General features: G+C 39.5%; 23 protein-coding genes. 6 read left to right on the top strand and 17 right to left on the bottom strand.

The features are described from left to right. Positions 1-48: 48 nt before the first annotated feature. Together ABXG98_RS14115 and ABXG98_RS14110 are read left to right on the top strand one after the other, a co-directional pair. Positions 49-1,596, top strand: a complete 1,548-nt coding sequence (locus ABXG98_RS14115; RefSeq protein WP_353539329.1) for a CsiV family protein — start codon at positions 49-51, stop codon at positions 1,594-1,596. 88 nt (positions 1,597-1,684) lie between these two features. Beyond that, the gene (locus ABXG98_RS14110; RefSeq protein ID WP_353539328.1) at positions 1,685-1,972 is read left to right on the top strand and encodes a DUF1244 domain-containing protein; all 288 of its coding nucleotides are present in this window, start codon (positions 1,685-1,687) and stop codon (positions 1,970-1,972) included. A gap of 113 nt (positions 1,973-2,085) precedes the next feature. Here ABXG98_RS14110 and ABXG98_RS14105 read toward each other — a convergent pair whose 3' ends face one another. After that, positions 2,086-2,451, bottom strand: coding sequence for a hypothetical protein (locus ABXG98_RS14105; protein ID WP_353539327.1), 366 nt, complete (start codon positions 2,449-2,451; stop codon positions 2,086-2,088). Positions 2,452-2,808: 357 nt separating this feature from the next. Here ABXG98_RS14105 and ABXG98_RS14100 point away from each other — a divergent pair, with 357 nt between their 5' ends. Continuing rightward, positions 2,809-3,789: a transposase gene (locus ABXG98_RS14100; RefSeq protein WP_353539404.1), complete on the top strand. Its 981-nt coding sequence runs from the start codon at positions 2,809-2,811 to the stop codon at positions 3,787-3,789. A gap of 540 nt (positions 3,790-4,329) precedes the next feature. Here the strand turns inward: ABXG98_RS14100 and ABXG98_RS14095 are convergent. Next, complete coding sequence (locus ABXG98_RS14095) at positions 4,330-4,575, bottom strand: hypothetical protein (protein WP_353539326.1); 246 nt, start codon at positions 4,573-4,575, stop codon at positions 4,330-4,332. A gap of 10 nt (positions 4,576-4,585) precedes the next feature. Next, positions 4,586-4,762 carry a hypothetical protein gene (locus ABXG98_RS14090; protein ID WP_353539325.1) on the bottom strand — a complete coding sequence of 59 codons (177 nt, stop codon included), beginning with the start codon at positions 4,760-4,762 and terminating at the stop codon, positions 4,586-4,588. 390 nt (positions 4,763-5,152) lie between these two features. On the opposite strand from ABXG98_RS14090, the gene ABXG98_RS14085 reads away from it, so the two are divergent. Further along, entirely contained in the window at positions 5,153-5,290 is a 138-nt protein-coding gene (locus tag ABXG98_RS14085; RefSeq protein ID WP_353539324.1) for a phage integrase N-terminal SAM-like domain-containing protein, read from the top strand. Between the two features lie 132 nt (positions 5,291-5,422). Here the strand turns inward: ABXG98_RS14085 and ABXG98_RS14080 are convergent, their stop codons facing one another. The 5 genes from ABXG98_RS14080 to ubiU all read right to left on the bottom strand — a co-directional run bounded on the left by ABXG98_RS14080 (position 5,423) and on the right by ubiU (position 10,080). Further along, positions 5,423-5,731, bottom strand: coding sequence for a hypothetical protein (locus tag ABXG98_RS14080; RefSeq protein WP_353539323.1), 309 nt, complete (start codon positions 5,729-5,731; stop codon positions 5,423-5,425). A 239-nt stretch (positions 5,732-5,970) separates the two neighbouring features. Then, complete coding sequence (gene rsuA, locus ABXG98_RS14075; protein ID WP_353539322.1) at positions 5,971-6,687, bottom strand: 16S rRNA pseudouridine(516) synthase RsuA; 717 nt, start codon at positions 6,685-6,687, stop codon at positions 5,971-5,973. A gap of 94 nt (positions 6,688-6,781) precedes the next feature. Beyond that, complete coding sequence (locus ABXG98_RS14070; protein WP_353539321.1) at positions 6,782-7,930, bottom strand: ribosomal protein uL16 3-hydroxylase; 1,149 nt, start codon at positions 7,928-7,930, stop codon at positions 6,782-6,784. Positions 7,931-7,979: 49 nt separating this feature from the next. Beyond that, on the bottom strand, positions 7,980-8,861 hold the full coding sequence (locus tag ABXG98_RS14065; RefSeq protein ID WP_353539320.1) for a U32 family peptidase: 882 nt from the start codon (positions 8,859-8,861) through the stop codon (positions 7,980-7,982). Positions 8,862-9,084: 223 nt separating this feature from the next. Beyond that, positions 9,085-10,080 carry a ubiquinone anaerobic biosynthesis protein UbiU gene (gene ubiU / locus ABXG98_RS14060; RefSeq protein WP_353539403.1) on the bottom strand — a complete coding sequence of 332 codons (996 nt, stop codon included), beginning with the start codon at positions 10,078-10,080 and terminating at the stop codon, positions 9,085-9,087. Between the two features lie 162 nt (positions 10,081-10,242). On the opposite strand from ubiU, the gene ubiT reads away from it, so the two are divergent. After that, a complete protein-coding gene (ubiT, locus tag ABXG98_RS14055; RefSeq protein ID WP_353539319.1) occupies positions 10,243-10,821 on the top strand; it encodes a ubiquinone anaerobic biosynthesis accessory factor UbiT in 579 nt (192 codons plus the stop codon). A 22-nt stretch (positions 10,822-10,843) separates the two neighbouring features. Here ubiT and kdsB read toward each other — a convergent pair whose 3' ends face one another. The 5 genes from kdsB to ABXG98_RS14030 all read right to left on the bottom strand — a co-directional run bounded on the left by kdsB (position 10,844) and on the right by ABXG98_RS14030 (position 17,607). After that, positions 10,844-11,668 (bottom strand): 3-deoxy-manno-octulosonate cytidylyltransferase, encoded by an 825-nt coding sequence (gene kdsB, locus ABXG98_RS14050; RefSeq protein ID WP_353539318.1) that lies wholly within the window; start codon positions 11,666-11,668, stop codon positions 10,844-10,846. A 2-nt stretch (positions 11,669-11,670) separates the two neighbouring features. Beyond that, positions 11,671-11,877: a Trm112 family protein gene (locus ABXG98_RS14045; protein ID WP_353539317.1), complete on the bottom strand. Its 207-nt coding sequence runs from the start codon at positions 11,875-11,877 to the stop codon at positions 11,671-11,673. A 329-nt stretch (positions 11,878-12,206) separates the two neighbouring features. Further along, the gene (gene lpxK, locus ABXG98_RS14040) at positions 12,207-13,226 is read right to left on the bottom strand and encodes a tetraacyldisaccharide 4'-kinase (RefSeq protein ID WP_353539316.1); all 1,020 of its coding nucleotides are present in this window, start codon (positions 13,224-13,226) and stop codon (positions 12,207-12,209) included. Positions 13,227-13,264: 38 nt separating this feature from the next. Then, on the bottom strand, positions 13,265-15,034 hold the full coding sequence (gene msbA / locus ABXG98_RS14035) for a lipid A export permease/ATP-binding protein MsbA (protein ID WP_353539315.1): 1,770 nt from the start codon (positions 15,032-15,034) through the stop codon (positions 13,265-13,267). A gap of 86 nt (positions 15,035-15,120) precedes the next feature. Then, the gene (locus tag ABXG98_RS14030) at positions 15,121-17,607 is read right to left on the bottom strand and encodes a DNA internalization-related competence protein ComEC/Rec2 (RefSeq protein ID WP_353539314.1); all 2,487 of its coding nucleotides are present in this window, start codon (positions 17,605-17,607) and stop codon (positions 15,121-15,123) included. Between the two features lie 64 nt (positions 17,608-17,671). On the opposite strand from ABXG98_RS14030, the gene ABXG98_RS14025 reads away from it, so the two are divergent. Next, entirely contained in the window at positions 17,672-18,181 is a 510-nt protein-coding gene (locus ABXG98_RS14025; RefSeq protein ID WP_353539313.1) for a DUF2062 domain-containing protein, read from the top strand. 27 nt (positions 18,182-18,208) lie between these two features. Here the strand turns inward: ABXG98_RS14025 and ruvB are convergent, their stop codons facing one another. The 4 genes from ruvB to aspS form a co-directional block, all read right to left on the bottom strand. Next, positions 18,209-19,219 (bottom strand): Holliday junction branch migration DNA helicase RuvB, encoded by a 1,011-nt coding sequence (gene ruvB / locus ABXG98_RS14020; protein ID WP_353539312.1) that lies wholly within the window; start codon positions 19,217-19,219, stop codon positions 18,209-18,211. Positions 19,220-19,335: 116 nt separating this feature from the next. Next, positions 19,336-19,974, bottom strand: coding sequence for a Holliday junction branch migration protein RuvA (ruvA, locus tag ABXG98_RS14015; RefSeq protein WP_353539311.1), 639 nt, complete (start codon positions 19,972-19,974; stop codon positions 19,336-19,338). Positions 19,975-20,063: 89 nt separating this feature from the next. Further along, positions 20,064-20,591: a crossover junction endodeoxyribonuclease RuvC gene (gene ruvC, locus ABXG98_RS14010; protein WP_353539310.1), complete on the bottom strand. Its 528-nt coding sequence runs from the start codon at positions 20,589-20,591 to the stop codon at positions 20,064-20,066. 71 nt (positions 20,592-20,662) lie between these two features. Then, positions 20,663-22,438: an aspartate--tRNA ligase gene (gene aspS / locus ABXG98_RS14005; RefSeq protein ID WP_353539309.1), complete on the bottom strand. Its 1,776-nt coding sequence runs from the start codon at positions 22,436-22,438 to the stop codon at positions 20,663-20,665. Between the last annotated feature and the right edge of the window lie 37 nt (positions 22,439-22,475).

Raw genomic sequence — 22,475 nt, 5'->3', positions numbered from 1 at the left:
ACTGCACAAATAACTTATTAAATCCTATACAAGGCAATTGGACGGTTAATGAAATTTAATTCAGCTTTTTTCTCTTCACTGATTATTTTGAGTAGCTCACTATTTACAATAAACAATGCTTTTGCTGCTGGACAAGTTAGCACGGAGCGTTGGTTCGAAGTTGAAGTGATTTTATTCAAACAACTCGGTGATAAAAACACACTAAAAGAAAAATTCCCGGATAATATCACACCAGAAACATTGCCAAACTACACAAAGTATTTTGACTTGTTAACGCCTTATTTGCAGCCAGATTTAACACAGTTAAAACAATTACTGCCCTCTTGTGCTGAGTATAACCAACCTAAGCCACAATTTGAGGCTATGCCAGTTATCAGTGCTCAATTTGCTGAAAATTTAGCTCAAATAACACAAATTACAAGCTTTACCTCACCTAATATTAATGAGCAGGTAACCGCCATTACCGAGGCTATTGGTACGAGTCAAACAAGCAAAGAAAATGAATTAATAAGCGCTAGTAACAATACGGTAAGTGAACACGCTGTTACAGCAGAGCTAGAGCACGCTACAAGTTATAATTTTGATTTAGATTTAGATTTAGATTTTGAAAATGACGCGCTCGATAAAGCTATTTTCTCAACCGATAATTTATGCATAATCGCGCAAAATGATATTGACGCTTTATTTGATAAACAACACCTCGTTGATTTCAATCTAGATGCTTTTACTATCGACGCTTTACCCGCAAAATTATCAGCAGCAGGAGCACATAATGAAAGTTCGCCCTATTTAATTGCTGATAACTCATTATTACTGAAAGATATCTACCAAAGCATACGCTGGAGTAAAGAATTTCAACCGTTATTACATTTTGGCTGGCGTCAGGTGGGGATCACTGAAAGTAAAGCGATCCCTCTTAAGATGTTTGCTGGTGAGCACTTTCAAGATAAATACCAACAAGCTTTGGCTACTTACCAAAAAGATCTTGAACAAACACAGGTGCCCCACACTTTGGCGTTAGCAAATAACCATGATGGCGATCTCAGCAAGCTGACAAGCAATGATAATCTATCGATTGAGGCTAATGTTCAAGCATCACAAGTACAAAGCAATGATAAACAAATAGTTATCAATAAGCTTTTATCTAAAACACAATACCTAACTCAACAAGATAACGCGTCTATACCTGATGATGCCCTTGCTGCTATTATTGAAAAAATTGACAACCAAACCATTGATGATCTTATTACACCACAAGCGGCTACGCTGCCCCATGAAGAAAACACCTTAGCGTTTGCAGAACCACCCAAAAAACCATTACAACCTTGGTATTTAGATGGTTTCTTTAAGGTTCACTTAGATCATTACCTTTATATTACCGCTGACTTTAATATATTTAATCAAGCACCCGTTAACCAAGTGACTGAGCAACTAAAACAGTCATCAAGAAAACTAATTAATTTCAATCAAAATAGACGTGTAATCACGGGTGAAATCCATTATTTTGATCATCCTTATATCGGCATGATTGTACAAATAAGGCGTTTCGACCCAAGTAAACCAGCCGATGAAGCCGTTAGCCAAGCCATTAAATAAGCCTTTAATGGACGGGAAATAATTCAAATACTGACAGGTGATTGCAACCATATTAACAACCAACAATAGCACAACAAAGAAGATAATTATGAATAAAGAAATTGAAATTCAAGCCGCCGTATTTCGCCGTTTATTAGCGCATTTAGACAATCGAAAAGATGTACAAAACATCGAACTCATGAACCTTGCTGGCTTTTGTCGTAACTGCTTTAGTAAATGGACCGTCGCCGAGGCAGAAAAACTAGGTGTCAGTGTTGATATTGACACTGCCAGAGAGCAAATATACGGCATACCATACAGTGAATGGAAAGAAAAACATCAACTGCCTGCTACTGAAGAGCAATTAGCTAAATTTAATGAAGTAAATAAAAAATAGGCTAAGCCTGAAAACTACCGCTAAACATACCTTAAACAAAAAAATTCACTTCAGTTTTATTGATTTTCAACAACAGGATTAAGTTGCGGCAAGCGCAACCTATCCTTTATTTATTAGGTGAATTTTGCTTTAGTAAATTTTAAACCATGTTTTAAAGTGCTGTAACCTGAACCTACTAATAAAATTAAACACATTGCGAATAATGCCTCATTGGCAGCAAAAATAGGGAGCAGAATTGATAATATTAAAACAGGTAACCATAACTTAAGTTTCTTCTTGTGAAATGACAGTACTTGATATTTTTCTTGCAATATAATCACTTGATCAATCAAGTTACTGGCTTGAGCCTTACCAAGATCATCGATAATATTTTGTTCTCTGAAGCCAAGTTCCCACAATTTTTGCTTTTGCTTCTGAGTCGCATTACCTTCATAAGGTTGCTTCTCAGGAATATTTACATTGGTTTGAAAGATATCCATTTTTGAACACTCCTTGATTCACCTAACGACCTGTAGAATAACTCGTTTTTTAATTGTTTTTTAATAAAATCACTTTAACTGGATTATTTTCTTTTAACAATCAAAAACGTTTACGTTTTTGGTGATTTTATTTTTTACCTTGAGGGGATATGAATTATTGCTGATTTAGGGAGATAATTTAGTATTAATGTAACTATTCACCAAGGCTAATTATTTTCGAAGGATCTTTTTTAACTATTGACCGATCCCGCCAGTATGCCAAACTAGGGCCAACTTATCAGGCCACCCATAATAACTTTTGCAACTTCCCCAACATAAACTACACTTTATGTACCTCAATCAAGTATGGACGCTATGATGCCTGAACCCCGCTCACAACAAATTTGTTTACTCGATACCCAGTATTATCATATTTGCAGCCGCACCGTGCGCAAAGCCTTCTTATGCGGTGTAGATACAACAACCGGCATCAGCTTTGAACACCGACGTAGTTGGATTGAAAAACGCCTGTTTCAACTCACGCAAGTCTTTGCTATTGATATTTGTGCCCATGCTATTATGCATAATCACCTGCATTTGGTACTGCATGTGGATAGCGAGCAAGTAAAACGTTGGTCAGTCTTGGATGTGCTACAGCGCTGGCATCGCTTATTTAAAGGCACTCACCTCACACGGCAATACCAAAACAACCAACCCCTTGATAAATATCAGCTAGCGATGGTAGAAGCAACTACACAAATATACAAACAACGTTTAATTGATATCAGCTGGTTTATGCGTAGTTTAAATGAGCCTATTGCCAGACAAGCCAATAAAGAAGATAAATGTACAGGGCACTTTTGGGAAGGTCGTTTTAAATCTCAAGCCCTGCTTGATGAAGGCGCCTTATTATCTTGTATGGCTTATGTTGATTTAAACCCCGTACGAGCAACTATTGCGCCTACACCCGAGCAATCAAGTTTCACCAGTATTCAATTACGCATCAAAGCGGCCATTAACGGTAAACAACCTAAACAATTACGCCCTTTTACTGGTAACGAACACCAAGACAAAACTCAGGGTATTACCTTTAGTTTAAAAGACTATTTAACCCTAGTAGATGAAACAGGAAAAGTAATACGCAGTGATAAACGTGGTGCTATTAACCCTAATGCAGGCAATATACTCACAAGACTACATATTAGTGATGACAGTTGGTTAAAACTCACCACACAATTTGAATCTATTTTCACTGGCGCTGTAGGAACCGCAGCGCACTTAAGTGAATTTAGCGAACATGTTGGCTTAAAGCGCACCCATGGCATTGCAAATGCTCAAGCCTGTTTGAACAGTGCCTAATTCTAGTTAGCGATAAAAACAAACAAACAAAAAACAAAAAGACAACACATCAAAAAACAACGTTTCCCAAGCGTGACGGCAGACACTCATCTAGAATTCACCTTAACGTCAGAGAAAGCTTGGTCAAGGGGAATAAAGCAGCTCACTAAGCCACTTTTCTCATCATCGCGTTAATATTTATAATAAAAGAATTGCCGGTTAACGGTTAGTTTTTGCTGAAAGTAATTATGGGTGGCTTATTTAATTTATGAAACTAACTGAAACCTGTTTAGCAATAAGTAGTCATGATACTTGAATAGTGCCAGCAAAAGGTTAACCGATGAATGTCTAGTGCCCCTGCTTCCAAAAGTGATAATGAAAGCAGGCAGTGATGAGATCACAACAAGAGAGCCTCAATATGTGTTTGCCGTAAACGGGTGTTTAATGGCTAGCTGACATAACGAAGAAGACGAATTTACTGATTGAAAACAACTAGCTGCCTAGCGGCAGCTAAAAGAACACTATTGTCTATTGACGGGAGATAGGCTCATATGTGTTATGTCACTGTCCCACTTTACCAGGTGCATTTCCATATGGTGTTTGACAGTAACACAGTGAACCCACTACAAGTGGTTGATACATTGGGCAGCCGCCGGCTTGGGAATAACAGATTTGACCGTAATCAACTTTTTGGACAGTAATAGGAATTGATGTACTCGCATTCCCACCATCACCATTTCTAGAATTCCCACCAACAGAACAACCAGACAAAATTAATACAATTATAAATATAGTAATAAATTTCATTTCCTTTCTCCTAATTGTCCTTGCTGTCCTTATTACATTCGACAGTTGTTCCAACACATGTATCTATATCCGGTTTTACATCCCCTACTTCAACAGAAGCGTCACCACCATCTCTTCCACCTTTTCCACCAACGGCACACCCTTGAAAAACAAACACAGCAGCAATCAATAAGATCAAATTTTTCATAATAATTTCCTTTTTAATTATTTTAAATATCACCAAACAGAGTTGATTATTAGTTTAGCAACTTTTCTGAAAGGCGTGTTTTATACACACAAACTACAGTAGCACCAGTTTGTTTTTTAACCAACAATAAATTCTGAGTATAGATTTGAGCATACTTCAAAGTGACATAACAGCTTAATAGAGAGAATAATTCCGTGTTTAAACACGGATATTTTCCGTCTATCATGATTTTTATTAAAACATCCTGTTTCGTATTAAATATCAAAAGCTTTTACAATATATAAACTATTTAAGCTTTGCGTGCATTACGGAATTATTCCGTCTATCAAAGACACATTTTTATTTTCTGGTATACTGTACACAAACACAGCACTCAAGTCTTTTTTTACTATGCCTCAATCTTTATTTTTAAATAGCATCTACGAATTTATGATCACACATAGATTTGCCAAAAGAACTATTCAAACATACATTTATTGGATCAAGCGATATATTATTTTTAATAATAAGCAGCATCCTTCAAACTGAACAATAATCAATTTAATCAGGCCTGCCATAGCAGCCATAGTATATTTCCCTAACGTGACGGCAGACACTCTCCTAGAATTCAGCTACAAGAGTTATCATGGGTGGCTTTGTCACTTTTTCAATTTTTGCTGATTACTCTCCACCACAATCGCCGCCAGATCCCCCACCGTCACTGCCACCAAAAAAACCACCTGAGCCACTACTGCTGCTTGAACTTCCACCACCAAACAGACCTAATTGATAAAAAATCCTAAACGCTGCAATGAATGCAGAAAAACCAAATATTAAAGGAGCTAAGACACTTTCAAATGAGCTACCTGAACGTAAATCGATAGAAGTCCATGTAAAATACATAATAACAATTATGATTAACCAAAATTTCATTTGAGCCTCGATACTCTTTTCAACACTTAAAGCAGGATACACTTCATGTTTTCCCACGAAGATTACCCTTCTTTCATAAATTTATAAAAATCTACAGTACGATAAATATCTTATTCCATCAATAGCTTAACATTAAAGCCCTCAACTGATTAACGAGTAAAAAGTGGTTAAATCCATTTTCATACAAATGATATAAGCCTGAACCAAACTGGTTTTTAACTGTATAAAGGGTACAGATCAACAACGGGCTTGCACAATAAATAAAGGACTAAGTTGCGACAAGCGCACCCTATCCTTTATTTATTAGGGGTAGGGTCAAACAAAGCGACTTCTTGTTCGGTTAAACTGCGCCATTGTCCGGGAGCTAAGTCGCCAAGTTCAATACCACCAATTTGTTCACGGTGTAAGCCAACCACTTTATTGCCTACTGCAGCGAACATTCGTTTTACTTGGTGATATTTGCCCTCAGTAATGGTTAGCAAAACTTGGTCATCAGTCACTTTTTCTAAGATGGCAGGACGAGTTAATGAACTCTCTCCTTGCAATTGCAGACCTTGCTTAAATTGCGCAATTAACTCATCCGCTTTATCATCATTAATGGCATTTCTCAGCCATACTCGATAAGTTTTACTGCAGTCTTTTTTCGGTGATATCACATTATGTGACCACCGGCCATCATCTGTAATTAACACTAAGCCTGTAGTATCAGCATCAAGCCTGCCAGCAATATGCAAATCAAACGCTTTGTCAACGTCGAGAAAATGTAAAACCGACGGATACACTTCATCAACATTAGAGCAAATAGAGTCGACCATTTTATGAAGCATAAAATACCGTGACGTTCTTGGTGTTAAGGCTTGGCCATCAACGGTAATCGTATTATTCTCATGTACCTGCATTGCTGCGTTTTTAGCAACTTCACCGTTAACACGAACATCACCACTTTTAAGGAGTTTTTTAGCTTCGTTTCGCGTTAGTTCAGTGCTTTTACAGATAAATTTATCTAAACGCATGTTTTTCCTTATCAGAACAATTTTCAGACATATACCTAAGCCACCTCAAGGTGCTCGTTTGGGTATATATGAAGCAGATTAACTATTATGCCTCTTATGCCTCAGTCCAAAACCAAAAGCCTTGATCCAATAATTTGATCATAAGATCGAGGAATTGTTCATTGTCACGCCAAGGTGCTAAATCATTCGGCATAATAACAAGCTGATTGCATAATAATTTAACAACTGGAGCTATTTCTTTAGCAAACATCAGCTGTTCGCCATTGATATAGCAAATGCCCTCATCAATCGTATCATCAAAGTAGAATGCTCTTAGCCCACCTAAACGTTTAATGGCATGTATAGCAAGTAACTCACTCACTTCATCTCGCTCAAAAGGTTCATCACTGGGCATTAAATCTAACTCATGCTTAGCACTGGTTAAGAAGTTTCCGACGAAGTGTTTGAAGGTGTTGTCGTCATCAAGTAAGTTTTGCAACTGGGCTTTTATGCTTTGATAGTCTTGATGACTAATTTCACCACTATTAGCGATTGCTTGTCTGTGGGGATCTTCAAGTAACTGTCCGCCTAACTCATTATCAATTAAATGATCCGCAAAACCACTTAACAAACTAATAGCTGAATTAGCCCGAAAACCAACAGAAAAGCTCATAGATGGCTCAAGCGCTACACCTTCATGCGGGAAACCCGGTGGTATATATAAAATATCGCCTGTTTCAAGTTCAGCATCAATAATGGCGTCAAATGGCTCTACATGTAATAAGGCTTCATGGGCAATCAATTCTGCATGCTGCCCTCTATCACCCACGCGCCAATGGCGTTTTCCTGAGCCTTGGCAAATAAACACATCATAATTATCAATATGAGGCCCTACGCCTCCGCCTGGAGTAGCAAAGCTTGTCATTAAATCATCTAAGCGCCAGTGTGGTAAAAATCGAAACGGTTCAATAAGTGCTGCGGCTTCTTCTGAAAAATTATCAAGCGCTTGTATCACCAAAGACCAATCACGTTCACCTAAGTGTTCATAACGTTCAAATGGGCCAAATTCAGCTTGCCATTGACCGTCTTTTTTATAAACCAAGCGCGACTGCACGTTTTCTTCCATGGCAATACCCGCAAACTCATCGGGTTCGATAGGGTCTACAAAGTTTTTAAAACCTTGGCGGATCACTACCGGCTTTTTTTGCCAGTATTTTGTTAAAAACTCATTCTGGCTCATTTGGTTTAAATTTAAGGTATACATAAGGTTCTCTTTTAAGCGCTTAATATTGTTCAGCTGTTACAGGCAGCGTTTAAGCAACTGACATACCAGCAATTTTGTGCCAGAAACCGTTACATTCGTGTTCTTGATCTAACGGGTATTTCACAGGTGACACTAATTGTTGTTTAAATTTGTCAAGTTGACCAAAGGCTTGTTCATTATCACTGCTGATACGAACAATATCGACACCCATCTCTTTTAGCTGATTAACTTCGTTAATGAGATTATACTGGTAAGCGGACATAGTTTGAATGCCATTTAGCACAAAAACTTGTTCGCCTTCACGAGAGTTCATTTTTCGACCTTGTGGATAGTTAATACAGCAATATTGACAATCATCTTTAGGTCTATCCTCAGAGCGCGCAGTAAAGCAACGAGCAGAGTATGCTAATGGTAAATATCCCCATGAAAACACTTCGCATTCAAACTTATCTCGAATATTTTCATCAACAGCTTGAGTCAAAATAGTGTTTAACCAATCACCTGAAAGCTCAACAGGCATTAACCAACGCGTCATTCCTTGCTTAAGGAGCACTTTTATCGTTGATAAGTTATAGCAGTTAATCGCCGGGCCTGCGACAAACGGCATTTTTAAATCGTGCATAATTTGCACAGCACTTAAGTCATTGGCTTCAATGAGTAAGTCACCGTTTTCACACAGTTTTTTCATAGTGATGATTTCAGCTGGCGACTCTAATAAGGTCATGGTTGAAATAACAATTTCTTTATCTGTGTCATTGGCTAATTCACGACCTAACGCTAACCAGTCTTTCGCTTTTAACTCACGGCGCTTAGAACAAACCGTTTCACCCAAATAAATAATATCTGCACTAGACTCTTTTGCTTGATTGTAAAACTGTTCAACGTCATTTTTCGGCCAAAAAAACATATTAGGGCCAAGAGAGAATTTCATAATTTTTCCTAAATCTTTAACTATCAATTATTGTATAGATTGTCAGTTTTAAGTTGTACGGTTACATTGAGTGAAAGAAGCACCTGGTTGACGTTAGTCGTTACTGTGTACATCTGGTATTTCACCATTCACGCCACCGTTTAAGTGTTCACATGCTTTCCCGAAGAGTTAATGAGCACTTCTAATCAATAAACGGGGCAATACAGCACAAAATGCATACCAATTACTGCCACTTTCTGTGATATGCACCTAAGGTTGTTTGCGAGCCTTCCGACAGGTTTGCCAAGGTTTGCATCCAACTACCTTCCACTTGAAAATTGTCTGGTGATTGTTGGTATCTGTCTAATGCCATGCGCCACGTTTTTGCAACTTGTTCAACATAAGCAGGGCTACGTTGACGTCCTTCAATTTTTACTGAAACAATACCCATAGCAATTAAATCAGGAATCAACTCTAGGGTATTTAGGCTGGTAGGCTCCTCTAAGGCATGATAAACATCACCATCAACATCAAAGCGACCTTTACATAAGGTAGGGTAACCCGCATTTTCATCCGGTTGATATCGATCGATTAGCACGTTATTCAAACGTGACTCTAAGCCTTGCTCTGTTTCTTGCCAGCGTACATACTTTGCCGGAGAACACGCACCCATAGTATTAGGTGACTCACCCGTCATATAGGATGATAAATAACAGCGACCTTCAGCCATAATACAAAGGCTACCAAAAGCAAAAACTTCTAATGGTACTGGGCTTGATTTAGCTAATTGCCTTACTTGCTGTACCGATAATACTCGCGGCAACACCACACGATCGACGTCAAAATTATCTTTGAAAAATTTAATGGCCTCAAGGTTAGTGGTAGAAGCCTGCACTGATACATGACGCTCAACATCAGGGTATTTATTAGCCGCATAATCAAGCACCCCTAAATCAGAAATAATTAATGCGTCAGTGCCAATAGCTACGGCATTGTCTACCGCTTTTTGCCAACGTTCTTCGCCGCTGGCATGGGCAAACGTATTAATTGCTACGTGTAATTTCTTTCCCCGTTCGTGGACATAATCGGCCCCCTTCGCTAATTTACCATCATTAAAATTTAGTCCGGCAAAATGGCGGGCATTAGTATCATCTTTTAAGCCGATATACACGGCATCGGCACCATTATCTATAGCGGTTTTCAAGGCGGGTAAATTCCCCGCTGGGCATAATAGCTCCACAAAAAACTCCAAATTGTACGACATAATAAACTTGGCCAATAGTCTAGAGCTTTCTCCGTAAAAGTTTATTGATATGTATTAAAGAAAATTTGATCTAGTTCAGCAAAGTTTTACTATTGGCTGTTAAACTATCGCCTATTCTTATATAGATGGGCCAATATCGTGCTAAATTTACCCTCACTGCCTCGTACTGCTATTAAAATGACGTCAATGGAAAAGCTACCATTACATTGGCGTGCTCGCATGATTGAAACCATGCCAAAAATATTACGCCCCAGTTTGCGTTTATTACCTTTTAAAGCACAAAAAGCAGTGTTACTTCCCGCGTTAACTTCAGTGTTTAGAGAAGCGCTTGAAGACGGTGATTTTGAATTTTTGCAAGACAAATGGCTGAAAATTGCAATTACTGACTTAGGACTAACGTGGTGGTTAAGTTTTGACGAAGACCAGCTGATTATGGCCTCACAAGCAGAAATGGCGACCAACAATCAGCATGAAGATGTTAGTTTTAGTGCCACAGGCGACGATTTAGTATTAATTGCTGGGCGCAAGCAAGACCCAGACACCTTGTTTTTTCAGCGTAGATTGAAAATTGAAGGTGATACCGAGCTTGGTTTAGAAGTGAAAAACTTAATTGATGCTATCGATATAGATCAACTACCAAGCACAGTACACAGCTTAGTAGAATACAGTGCTAACTTTTTACAATCGACCAAAGATGCACTAGCTAACACCGAGTAAGTGCACGTTCTTTCTTGAGGTTCTATTCGTTGAGCTTGGCCGCATATTGTCTTGCTTTTTCAAGATCTTCGGGTGTATCAACCCCTTCAACTGGCACATTTGATTTGGCTACTGCCACATGAATTTGTTCACCTTGATAGAGCACTCTTAATTGCTCAAGTGCTTCAATTTGCTCTACTTGACTCGTTGGCCAATTAACATAGTCCTTAATAAAGCCCGCTCGATAGGCATAAATGCCAACGTGGCGTAAATAAAAATCGCCTATGGTTTCGATGCTATCTTTGCCTAAAAACCTTTCTCTGTCATAAGGAATAGTGGCTCGACTAAAATACAGGGCATAACCGTCTTTATCGGTAATGACTTTCACTGCATTAGGGTTAAATGCTTCTTCAGCTGAGCCAATGTTGATTGCCAGCGTGGACATGCGTGACACTTTATTCACATGAGATGATTGTTGATTGGCTAAATTATCAGCCACTTGGGCAATATTTTCCGGTGGGATAAAAGGCTCATCACCTTGAACATTCACAATAATTTCATTGTCGCTAAATTGATATTGCTCCATCACCTCAGCTAAACGCTCTGTGCCTGATTGGTGATCACTACGTGTTTTGCAGACCTCACCACCAAAACTTTGGACTACTTGTTCAACGTCATCATTATCTGTTGCTACGATAACTTTTCTGGCACCACTTAATTGCGCCTTTTCTACCACCCACTGGATCATGGGTTTGCCACCAATATCAGCCAACACCTTCCCAGGTAACCGAGATGATTGAAACCGAGCAGGAATAACAACAATAAACTCAGCTGAATCTGCTCTAGGGGTATCTGTGGCAACCGTCATAATTAACCTTCCTGTATATTAGATGTTGCAGGGTCATCAACAGAAATATGACGCGCTTCGTTTTCTAACAACACTGGAATATCACTATCAATTGCATAAGCTAAGTTGTCAAACTTACAAATAAGCTCTTGTTGCGCTTTGTTATAATCAAGTTTACCTTTACACACAGGGCACGCTAGTATTTCCATCAGTTTTATATCAAAAGCCATAATTTATTCTCTATCTTTCTTTAGTTAATTTGTCGGGGTAATTCATTGCCCGTTTTTTGTCGGAATAAATTCCGCCCTACCTTGGTGTCTCATTTTGTCGGGATAATTCATTGCCCGTTTTTGTCAGGGTAAATTCCGTCCTACATGGTTTGCTCTTTGTAGGGGGTAATTAATTGCCCGTTTTTGTCGGAATACGCTACATGGATGTAGCTTATTAGAGAATGCAGGACGCACATTCTCCTAAATTCCAACCTACCTTGGTTATTCATTTTGTCGGGATAATTCATTGCCCATTTTTGTCAGGGTAAATTCCGTCCTACATGATTTATTCACTTTGCCAGTGCTTTTAACATTGCCTGTAATGTTTTTGCATCTTGCTTACCAAAATGAGCACTTACGGGTAAATACCACCAGTGTTCGCATGCGAATGCTTGGCATTTTACCGCATCTTTCTCTGTCATTAATAGCGGTAAATCGGTTTTAAATTGATTAAAATCATCAAGAGCGAAATCTTTATGATCAATAAAACCTTGCTGCTGTGACAAAGTAAAACCAAGCGTGTGTAGCGTATCGAAAAACCGCTGCGGATCTCCAATACCAGCAAGCGCATTAACGGTTGGCTGTGCTGTGAGAAAATCAGCGAGTAAAACTCGCTTACCGGTGTGAATCTGAATAACCTCAACGGCTGCTAAAGTCATTAACAAAGCACTTGGGTTTAGCTGATTAAGTTTTTCAGGTTGACCTCCGTTAAAAACAACCAAATCGGCTTGTGGTAATCGCCAAACACCTTCACGTAAAGGACCCGCAGGAAGCAACAAGCCATTACCAAAAAGCCGGTTACCATCAACAACTACTAGCTCAATATCACGATGTAAACGATAATGCTGCAAGCCATCATCGCTAATAATAATATCACAGCCTTGCTTAATTAAGCATTGCGCATTAGCAATACGATCAGCCCCTATCGCAACAGGCACCTGACAGCGTTGATAAATTAATAAAGGCTCATCCCCTGCTTCTAAACTGGTACTGTATTTATCAAGCATATAAGGGTAGCTTTTTGCGTGCGCACCATAACCGCGTGAAATAACCCCGGGGTTAAAGCCGAGAGCTTTACATCGTTGCACTAAATCGACAACTATGGGGGTTTTGCCATTACCACCAATACCTATATTACCTACCACAATAACCGGCTTGGAGACTTGAATCGACTTAAACAAACCTAACTTATATGCAAGCCTGCGCGTTGCACTAAGTAAATAAAACACACCCGACAATGGCAGTAATAAGGGTACTAGCCAATATTTTGCCCGATGTTGTTTAAACCACACTTTTTCAATTAAGCGCACATTGTCTCCATGGCGTTTTTGGTTGCGTATCAGACAACTTAAGACTCAAATTGAAAACTATGTAATTGCGCATACGTGCCTTTTTGCTCAAGCAATGATTGGTGGGTACCTTGTTCAACAATTTTACCTTGATCCATCACGATAATTTTATCCGCACTTTCAATCGTTGATAATCGATGCGCAATTACAATAGAAGTACGATTTTGCTGTAATAATTGCAGGGCATCTTGAATATGGCGTTCAGATTCAGTATCTAACGCACTGGTAGCTTCATCCAAAATAAGAAAAGGGGCATCACACAATAGTGCTCTAGCAATGGCAACCCGCTGTCGTTGGCCGCCAGAAAGCATTGCACCATTTTCACCAATATTAGTATCTAGACCTTCTGGCAAGCTTTGGGCAAATTCCATTACATGGGCATTTTTAGCCGCCTCGATAATTTCATCCATTGTTGCTTCAGGTTTAGAATAGGCAATATTATTCGCTAAGGTATCATTAAACAGCACCACTTGCTGCGACACATAAGCAAACTGCTGACGTAAGTCTTTTAAGTGATACTGTTCAATATTAACATCATCAATTAACACTTCACCTTCACTGGCATCATAAAATCTAAGCAATAAAGCACTTGCGGTTGATTTACCACTGCCAGAGCGCCCAACTAAGGCCAGCGTTTCACCGGGTTTTAACTCAAAAGACACATCATTTAGTACCCAGTTTTGCTCATTGGCACCCTCTGTTGAAATAGGATAATCATAGGCAAAATTTACGCCCTTAAAGGCAATTTTACCACGTGCTTTGCTCAAGTGTTTGCTGCCGGTATCCTTTTCTTTGTCTTGATCTAATACCGCAAAAATACTGACGCAAGCGGCCATTCCCTTTTGGAATTCACTATTGACATTGGTGAGCATTTTTAACGGTCTTAACAACATTGTCATGTAAGTAATCACACTGACAAAGCTGCCAGCTGAAATACTTTCTCTTAGGCTTTCGGTATTAACAGCATAAAATACAAACGCTAACGCAAACGAGGCAATAATTTGAATAACAGGTACACTGCCTGCCTTAGTAGCTACCAACTTCATGCGTTGCTGGCGATTGTGCTTATTGATGGCTTCAAAGCGCGAAAATTCTTTTTCTTGACCACCAAAGGTTAACACCACTTTATGGCCATTAAAGGTTTGCTCTGCCGCAGTAGTTACCTCGCCCATAGCCCCTTGAATACTTTGACTAACTTTACGAAAACGTTTTGAAACTAAATTAACAATAATGGCAATAAATGGCGTGATCAGTACAAAAATCACCGACAACTGCCAGCTGATATAAAACATTAAGCCAACCAAGCCAATCACAAGGGCACCTTGCTGGACAATAACCAAAATTGATTTGCTCACTGAATTAAGTACTTGCTCGGTATCATAGGTGAGTTTAGAAATTAACCCGCCAGTTGATTCTTTATCATGAAATGCCACTGGCATTCCCATAATGTGTTCAAAAAGTCGTTGTTTTATATCGGTAACCACATGGTTACCAACCCAAGCCAAGCAATAATTACCAACAAAATGAAAAATCCCGCGAAATAAAAAGGCCACCACAATAAACAGCGGCGCCCATTGCATAAACGTTGGATTTGCCCCACCTAATCCTTCATCAATTAAAGGTTGCAGCTTAGATAAAAAATAGACATCAATGGCCGCATAGCCCAACATACCAACAATAGCACCAACAAAACCTAATTTATAAGGTTTAGCATAACGCATCAAACGTTTGAAGTTTTGCCAGGTGGTGGCTGTTAAAGATTCGGTCATGAAGAAGTTGACTCATTACATAATGATGTTATTACAATGCCCTGATTTTAACGTGATTTAGCTAAACAACCAACTAAATATCTTTATCAATAAGTATTTGCAAACCAGAATGGCCATAAATCATCATGGTAGCTTTGCAAAGCAAGTCCTTTTTGTGAAAAATTAACAATCAGCTGACCTGATACAGCACTGTTAACTAATTCAACTTGATGTTTTTTATAGCGCTCTACTACCTCGGTAACAGGCATTTGCCAGCGATTTAAAAAACCAGCGCTAACAATGGCAATTTTTGGTTTAATTTGCGCAACAAACGTATCACTGGATGACGTTTTAGAGCCATGGTGTGGCACTAGCAAAATATCAGCGTGTAAATGAGGATAAAGTTGCAGTAGTTTAGCCTCAACTTGCTGTGAAATATCTCCGGTTAATAACACCTGATGCATACCGTCTGAGATTAATATCACACAGGAATCATCATTTTCTTTTGCTACGTTTTTCTCTGGCCACAGCATAGTGAATGTTAGCCCCTGCCACTCAAAGCTTTTTCCTTGCATACAAGCATTCACTGACATCACAGCACTATCATTAACTGATTCATTGTTATAAATAAGGCTGTTGATTGATATTGATTGCTGCAAAATATTTAATCCGCCAGCATGATCATTATCGCTATGACTAATGATCACCTTATCTAGCGTTTCTATGCCTGCATGTTGTAAATAAGGCAACACAACCGCATCTATCATATTAAAGCCACTGGGGTATGCTGCACCAGTATCATATAAAATGGCTTTATTGTGTTTTTGTATCAGTACAGATAAGCCTTGACCAACATCAAATGCAATCAATTGCCAGTTTTTATCACTAGTATTGGCTAGGTTCACCTTATCCGTTTGTTCGCTATAATCCGTTTTTTCGCTATACCCCATGGTCGTCAACAATACTATGGCACTACAACAGAGTGTTATAAGCCTATTATGCTTATAACAAAAGGAGATAATGTGTAATCTGGGTTGAAGAAATAGCCAAACGCCACCGAGCAAACCTGTTATCACTAACAGCTGAATTTGCCCACTTGATAACGCTATAATCGCCCAAGATTGTTCAGACAAAAAAACCAAATAAGACCAAAGCCATTGCAAAGACACTAAGCAAAATTCTACCAGTAGTTGTGATAACGTATCTGATATAGGTAATAACAATACAGACAACAAACATGATGGAATGCTAACAAAACTCATCCACGGCACAGCAATGATATTTGCCAATAAAGCCACCACGGAGATTTGCTGAAAAAATACTGCACTTATCGGTAATAACATCAGTGTTAAGCTTAACTGTATAATCACCAAGCCCTTTAAAAAACGCCAAAATGTAGGCCCACTTGCAAGTACACTTTTAAAGCGCCACAGGGTAACAAAAATAATGATAACCGCATAAACCGATAACCAAAAACTTGCGGTGAATAAACTAAATGGTGTTGTTAACGTTAATACACATAAAGTTAACAACAACCAACGCATCATTGACAATTTTATTGCCATTAATCGCATCGCCGAATACAGGCTTACCATCACCAAAGCACGAATTGTCGGCAGTGAAAAACCCGCCAAATAACCATAACTAACAGCAACCAACAAGCTTAAAGCAATTGCCATATAACGCACATTAAAACGTTGCAGCGCCCCACTCTTAGCAAACATAGACAAAGGCAACAAACGTACAAACAGCATAAATAAAACATAGCTCCCCGTTGCTACAAGACCGATGTGTAAGCCAGAAATGGCAATAAGATGTCCTGTACCTGTGGCTTGTAATACCTGCCATAAATCTTGATTCAATGCCGTACGAGAGCCAAAACCCAAAGCTAATAATAATGGCGTTAATGGATGTGCTACCCCATGCTGGCTTAACAAGCTAGAGTAGTCATTAAAGTGTTGTTGTCGGTAAGTGTTTGTTGGTGAAACCACCTTGTTATTTTTATGATTGAGCACATAACCAGTAGCGCTGATGCTCTTACTATTAAGCCATGTTTGATAATTAAACCCGCCGATATTAGCTAAACCATGCGCCGGTTTAATTTTGGCTTTCAAGTAGGCTATTTGCCCTTGTTGTAAAAATAGCGTGGCATTTTTCCAACTTAAGCGCACATCTACTGCTTTATTTAAGGGGTGTTGATTAATATGAGTCACCCTAAAGTTAAATCGTAAACGTTTGTCTGCAATTTTTTTACTCGTTATGGCTTTATGGGTATTTGCTAGCGTAATAGGCTGCTGTGGCAACTGTAGACTAAGTACTTGTCCTTGCACCCAATGTGCTTTAGTTGAAAGTGCTATTGCATTTATATTATTATCTTGCCAAAGGTGTTGAAAACTGTAGCCATTAAACAGCATCCAAATTGCGCCTAATAATAGTCCAGCACTAGCACGTAACGGCTTAGTGGCGTGCAAACGATAATAAAAAAAACTGATCGAGAGTAACAGAAGTAAAAATAGCGCAAAAAGATCTGGCACTATTGGTAAAAATAGTGACAATATAGCACCGAGAAAAAAACTAGCTAGCCACCAATCCATAGTGAATTAAATACTTCCTGTATTGATATTGGGTAGAAAAGCAAACTTAAAGTAGTAACAGTATATGCCAAAAAAGCTAATTAAGCGCTTTATGCCAAATCATCAAAGCATTAAAGAGAATAAACACTTAAAAATTTTTGGCCGTTTATTGCATAATCCACATTTATGGCACATGAATCGCCACTCGGTCGCTAAAGCATTTGCGGTTGGTTTATTTTTTGCTTTTATACCCGTACCATTTCAAATGGTGTTAGCTGCTGGCACCGCCATTTTAGTTCACTCTAATCTTCCACTTTCAATCGCATTAGTGTGGTTAACCAACCCACTCACCATGCCTGCTATTTTTTACGCTTGTTACATAGTCGGTGCTTGGGTAATTGGCGCGCCTGCCCAGGAATTTTTATTTGAAGCCAGCTGGCAATGGGTGGTTGATAGTTTATCCACCATAGGCCCTGCATTTTTATTGGGCTGTGGGATTTTAGCCGTAGTGTTCTCAATAATAGGATATGTGGGTATTCAAGCGCTGTGGCGCTTTAGTGTCATTAAAGCCTGGCAACAACGCAAAACACGGTAATAGCTTGCTACTCAAGCTTGGTTTACTTTATTTAGGCTCAGGTCGAGTTATTGAAAAATGTTGATAGGCTCTATCGGTAGCAATTCTTCCCCGAGGGGTGCGCTGCAAAAAACCTTGTTGTATCAAAAAAGGTTCAATAACATCTTCTATGGTTTCGCGCTCTTCACCAATGGCTGCTGCGACATTATCTAAGCCCACAGGTCCGCCCATAAATTTATCAATAATGGCATGTAATAACTTTCTATCCATGATATCAAAGCCTTCATTATCAACTTCTAACATATCAAGGGCAGCTGCGGCCGTTGCTTGATTGACTAAACCATGCGTTTTCACATCAGCATAATCTCGTACCCGGCGTAATAATCTATTCGCAATACGAGGCGTGCCTCGAGAGCGACGTGCCACTTCAAAAGCCCCTTGTTGATCAATAGTAAGATTAAGAAAATGAGCTGAACGCGTCACGATTGATGTTAAATCTTCTACATTATAAAACTCTAAACGCTGAACAATACCAAATCTATCCCTCAAGGGTGATGTTAACGCACCAGCTCTTGTAGTAGCGCCAATCAAAGTAAACGGCGGCAAATCTAATTTGATTGAGCGGGCAGCCGGTCCTTCACCAATCATAATGTCGAGTTGATAATCTTCCATCGCTGGGTAGAGCACCTCCTCAACAACTGGGCTTAGTCTATGTATTTCATCAATAAATAAAATATCATTTTCTTCAAGATTGGTTAACAGTGCCGCTAAATCACCGGCTTTTTCTAATACAGGCCCAGAGGTAGTGCGAATATTCACGCCCATTTCATTGGCAACAATATTTGCTAGTGTGGTTTTACCTAAACCTGGTGGTCCAAAAATAAGGAGATGATCAAGGGGTTCGCCCCGCTTTATTGCTGCAGGAATAAATATTTCCATTTGCGCTTTAACATGCGCTTGACCGGTATAATCCGCTAACATTTTAGGACGAATAGCGCGATCAACACCTTCATCTTCAATGGTGGCTACGGGTTCAATTAAGCGATCTGCTTCGATCATTGCTTTTCCTATGTATTAATTCTTGTTAATTCTATTGTCGCTAGTTTGTCATCGATACTTTGTTATTGGTAATTGGTTGTTGGTAAGCACCTGATAGAGAACTACCGAACTTACTGTTACAACATCGATTTTAACGAAAGCCTAATAAGGTCTTCACTAGACATGCCTTCACTAAATACTCGTTTAACGGCTTTATCAGCTTGCACTTGCTTGTAACCCAGAGAAATAAGAGCGTTAATTGCATCACCTTTACTATTTCGAAAAGGATCCTCCCCCGTGTTAACAAACGTGTGCTCGGCATTAAGCTGCACCGGCATAGCGTCGGTTGCCGGTGTAGTCGATGTTATTTGCCAGTCTTTTAATCGATCACGCATTTCAATTAATAGTCGCTCTGCTGTTTTTTTCCCGACTCCTGGAATTTTTACAATACCAGAGACATCGTCATGTGCAACACAGCTAACAAATTGATCAGCGGACATGGCCGATAAAACCGCTAAGGCTAATTTAGGCCCTACGCCATTCACTTTGATCAATAAGCGGAATAATTTACGCTCGGTAGTGTTGGCAAAGCCATACAACAGTTGTGCGTCTTCTCTGACCACAAAATGGGTATAGATGATTGCCTGCTCGTTAAGCTCTGGCAGTGCATAAATACTGGTCATTGGCATAGTTACTTCATAACCAACCCCAGCGCATTCAATCAGGATTTCAGGAGGAAATTTTTCAGCTAAGGTGCCAGATAAACGACCGATCACAACATAAACCTATAGATAATGAGTAGTATGGCAAAAGCATACCACTAGATATTTATACAGTAAAGCGCTGTTTTTAGTTAACCTGCAAGCTATCTTAATCTGCCACGCACGGTTTTTTGTGCTTGGCCGACAAGTTTTGCTAGACTTTGGTGGCTATGGGCATGACAGAGAGCAACCGCTAAGGCATCAGCCGCATCCGCTTGTGGTGTTCCCGGTAACTTGAGAATTGTTTTAACCATATGCTGAACTTGTGTTTTATCTGCCCCGCCATTTCCCACGACCGCTTGCTTTATTTGACGTGCAGAGTACTCAGCAATGACTAAATCATTATTGGTCGCGGCAACAATAGCTGCGCCGCGAGCTTGGCCTAGCTTTAGCGCAGAATCAGGGTTTTTCGCCATAAACACTTGCTCAATAGCAAACATATCCGGCTTGAATTGTAAGATGATTTCAGAAACGCCCGCAAAAATGGTTTGCAAACGTGAGCCAAGATTGTCACCTTGGCTTAGCGCTTTAATGCAGCCACTACCAAGATAAGTAAAGCTGCGACCTTGCTGACTAATAACGCCATAGCCAGTAAAACGAGAGCCGGGATCAATACCAAGAATAATAGCCATTAATCTAACCAATAAATTGTGGCGATTAACAAGCTAATGTTCTCACTATTAATCCTATGGCTCACTAGCATCTAGGCCTGTTGCTCTTTGTCGTCAACTATTGGCGAAATGCTTAGTTCTGTTAATTGATCAGGGTTAGCATTACCCGGTGCATTTGTTAATGGGCAAGCCGCCGTTGTGGTTTTAGGGAAAGCCATCACCTCACGAATTGAACTAGCCCCTGTCATTAACATCACTAGTCTGTCTAAACCAAAGGCTAAACCTGCATGTGGTGGCGCACCATATTGTAGCGCTTCAAGTAAGAAACCAAACTTCTCTTGTGCCTCTTCTTCACCAATACCTAAAATTCTAAACGCGGCAGATTGCATCGCTTGGTCATGAATACGTACTGAACCACCACCTAATTCACAACCATTTAGCACCATATCGTAAGCATCAGATAATGCGCCAATAGGGTTTGCTTCAAGTTGCTCTGGGGTTAAATTAGTTGGTGCAGTGAAAGGATGATGCAAGGCATGCATACGACCATCAATTTCTTCAAACATTGGGAAATCAACAACCCACAATGGTTTCCAGTCACCTTCAAGCAAATCTAAGTCTTCACCTAGTTTTAAACGCAGTGCGCCTAACGCTTCGGTAACTACAGTTTGAGTATCGCTACCAAAGAAAATAATATCACCAGATTTAGCATTAACACGTGTTAACAGTGCATTGACTACATCTTCAGACAAGAACTTCAAGATAGGTGATTGTAAGCCTTCTAAACCTTTATCAATGTCATTAACTTTTAACCATGGCATGCCTTTGGCGCCATAAATACCAACAAATTTAGTTAATTCATCTAAACCTTTACGTGAATAAGCCGCTGCACCGCCCGGTGCACAAATAACCGCAACACGGCCATTTTCATCATTAGCAGGGCCAGAGAATACTTTAAACTCGACCTCTTTTAATAAATCAGCAACATCAACCAATTCTAGCGGGTTACGTAGATCAGGTTTGTCTGAGCCATATTTTGCCATAGCTTCAGAAAATGGCATGCGTGGGAACTCGCCCAAATCAACATCAAGCATTTCTTTAAATAGCTCGCGGATCATGGTTTCAGTAACGGCCATCACCTGTTCGCTTGACATAAAAGAAGTTTCAATATCAATTTGAGTAAATTCAGGTTGTCTATCAGCACGTAAATCTTCATCACGGAAACATTTAACAATTTGATAATAACGATCCATGCCCGACATCATCAACAACTGTTTAAATAACTGAGGTGACTGTGGTAAGGCAAAAAATTTATTTTTATGGGTACGACTTGGCACCAAATAATCACGCGCGCCTTCGGGAGTTGCTGCCGTAAGCATAGGTGTTTCAATATCTAAAAAGCCTAATGACTCTAATGAACTACGTACTTTTGATGTAACTTTAGCGCGAAAACGCATGCGTTCAGTCATTTCTGTACGGCGTAAATCAAGGTAACGATATTTTAAACGTTGTTCTTCAGAGTTCACTTGATTAGAGTCAAGTGGCAAGGGTGCTGATTTATTTAAGATTGTCAGCTCTAAACCTAGTACCTCAATCGCGCCAGTTTTCATATCTTTGTTAACTTGACCTTCAGGACGAGCGCGCACTTTACCTTTTAACTGCACACAAAATTCATTGCGTAAGGTATTAGCTACTGCCAACACTTCGGGTAAGTCAGGATCATAAACTACTTGAACTAGCCCTTCACGATCACGAAGATCCAAAAAGATCACCGCACCTAAATCACGACGACGATTTACCCAACCACAAAGAGTGACTTCTTGACCAATATGAGATTCATTAACCTCACCACAATAAAGACTACGCATGTATTTTGCCTTGATACTTAAATAAGTTATAAACTGG

Origin of the sequence: Colwellia sp. KU-HH00111 (genome assembly GCF_040362745.1) — a bacterium.
In the GTDB taxonomy this organism is placed as follows: Bacteria; Pseudomonadota; Gammaproteobacteria; order Enterobacterales; family Alteromonadaceae; genus Colwellia.
The sequence above is the reverse complement of the archived record's forward strand: the minus strand, read 5'-3'. Positions and strand labels throughout refer to the sequence as shown.

Coding starts and splice junctions, on each gene's coding strand:
- ABXG98_RS14115 (WP_353539329.1), top strand. CDS start 49: ATGAAATTTAATTCAGCTTTTTTCTCTTCACTGATTATTTTGAGTAGC.
- ABXG98_RS14110 (WP_353539328.1), top strand. CDS start 1,685: ATGAATAAAGAAATTGAAATTCAAGCCGCCGTATTTCGCCGTTTATTA.
- ABXG98_RS14105 (WP_353539327.1), bottom strand. CDS start 2,451: ATGGATATCTTTCAAACCAATGTAAATATTCCTGAGAAGCAACCTTAT.
- ABXG98_RS14100 (WP_353539404.1), top strand. CDS start 2,809: ATGCCTGAACCCCGCTCACAACAAATTTGTTTACTCGATACCCAGTAT.
- ABXG98_RS14095 (WP_353539326.1), bottom strand. CDS start 4,575: ATGAAATTTATTACTATATTTATAATTGTATTAATTTTGTCTGGTTGT.
- ABXG98_RS14090 (WP_353539325.1), bottom strand. CDS start 4,762: ATGAAAAATTTGATCTTATTGATTGCTGCTGTGTTTGTTTTTCAAGGG.
- ABXG98_RS14085 (WP_353539324.1), top strand. CDS start 5,153: ATGCCTCAATCTTTATTTTTAAATAGCATCTACGAATTTATGATCACA.
- rsuA (WP_353539322.1), bottom strand. CDS start 6,687: ATGCGTTTAGATAAATTTATCTGTAAAAGCACTGAACTAACGCGAAAC.
- ABXG98_RS14070 (WP_353539321.1), bottom strand. CDS start 7,930: ATGTATACCTTAAATTTAAACCAAATGAGCCAGAATGAGTTTTTAACA.
- ABXG98_RS14065 (WP_353539320.1), bottom strand. CDS start 8,861: ATGAAATTCTCTCTTGGCCCTAATATGTTTTTTTGGCCGAAAAATGAC.
- kdsB (WP_353539318.1), bottom strand. CDS start 11,668: ATGACGGTTGCCACAGATACCCCTAGAGCAGATTCAGCTGAGTTTATT.
- ABXG98_RS14045 (WP_353539317.1), bottom strand. CDS start 11,877: ATGGCTTTTGATATAAAACTGATGGAAATACTAGCGTGCCCTGTGTGT.
- msbA (WP_353539315.1), bottom strand. CDS start 15,034: ATGACCGAATCTTTAACAGCCACCACCTGGCAAAACTTCAAACGTTTG.
- ABXG98_RS14030 (WP_353539314.1), bottom strand. CDS start 17,607: ATGGATTGGTGGCTAGCTAGTTTTTTTCTCGGTGCTATATTGTCACTA.
- ABXG98_RS14025 (WP_353539313.1), top strand. CDS start 17,672: ATGCCAAAAAAGCTAATTAAGCGCTTTATGCCAAATCATCAAAGCATT.
- ruvB (WP_353539312.1), bottom strand. CDS start 19,219: ATGATCGAAGCAGATCGCTTAATTGAACCCGTAGCCACCATTGAAGAT.
- ruvC (WP_353539310.1), bottom strand. CDS start 20,591: ATGGCTATTATTCTTGGTATTGATCCCGGCTCTCGTTTTACTGGCTAT.
- aspS (WP_353539309.1), bottom strand. CDS start 22,438: ATGCGTAGTCTTTATTGTGGTGAGGTTAATGAATCTCATATTGGTCAA.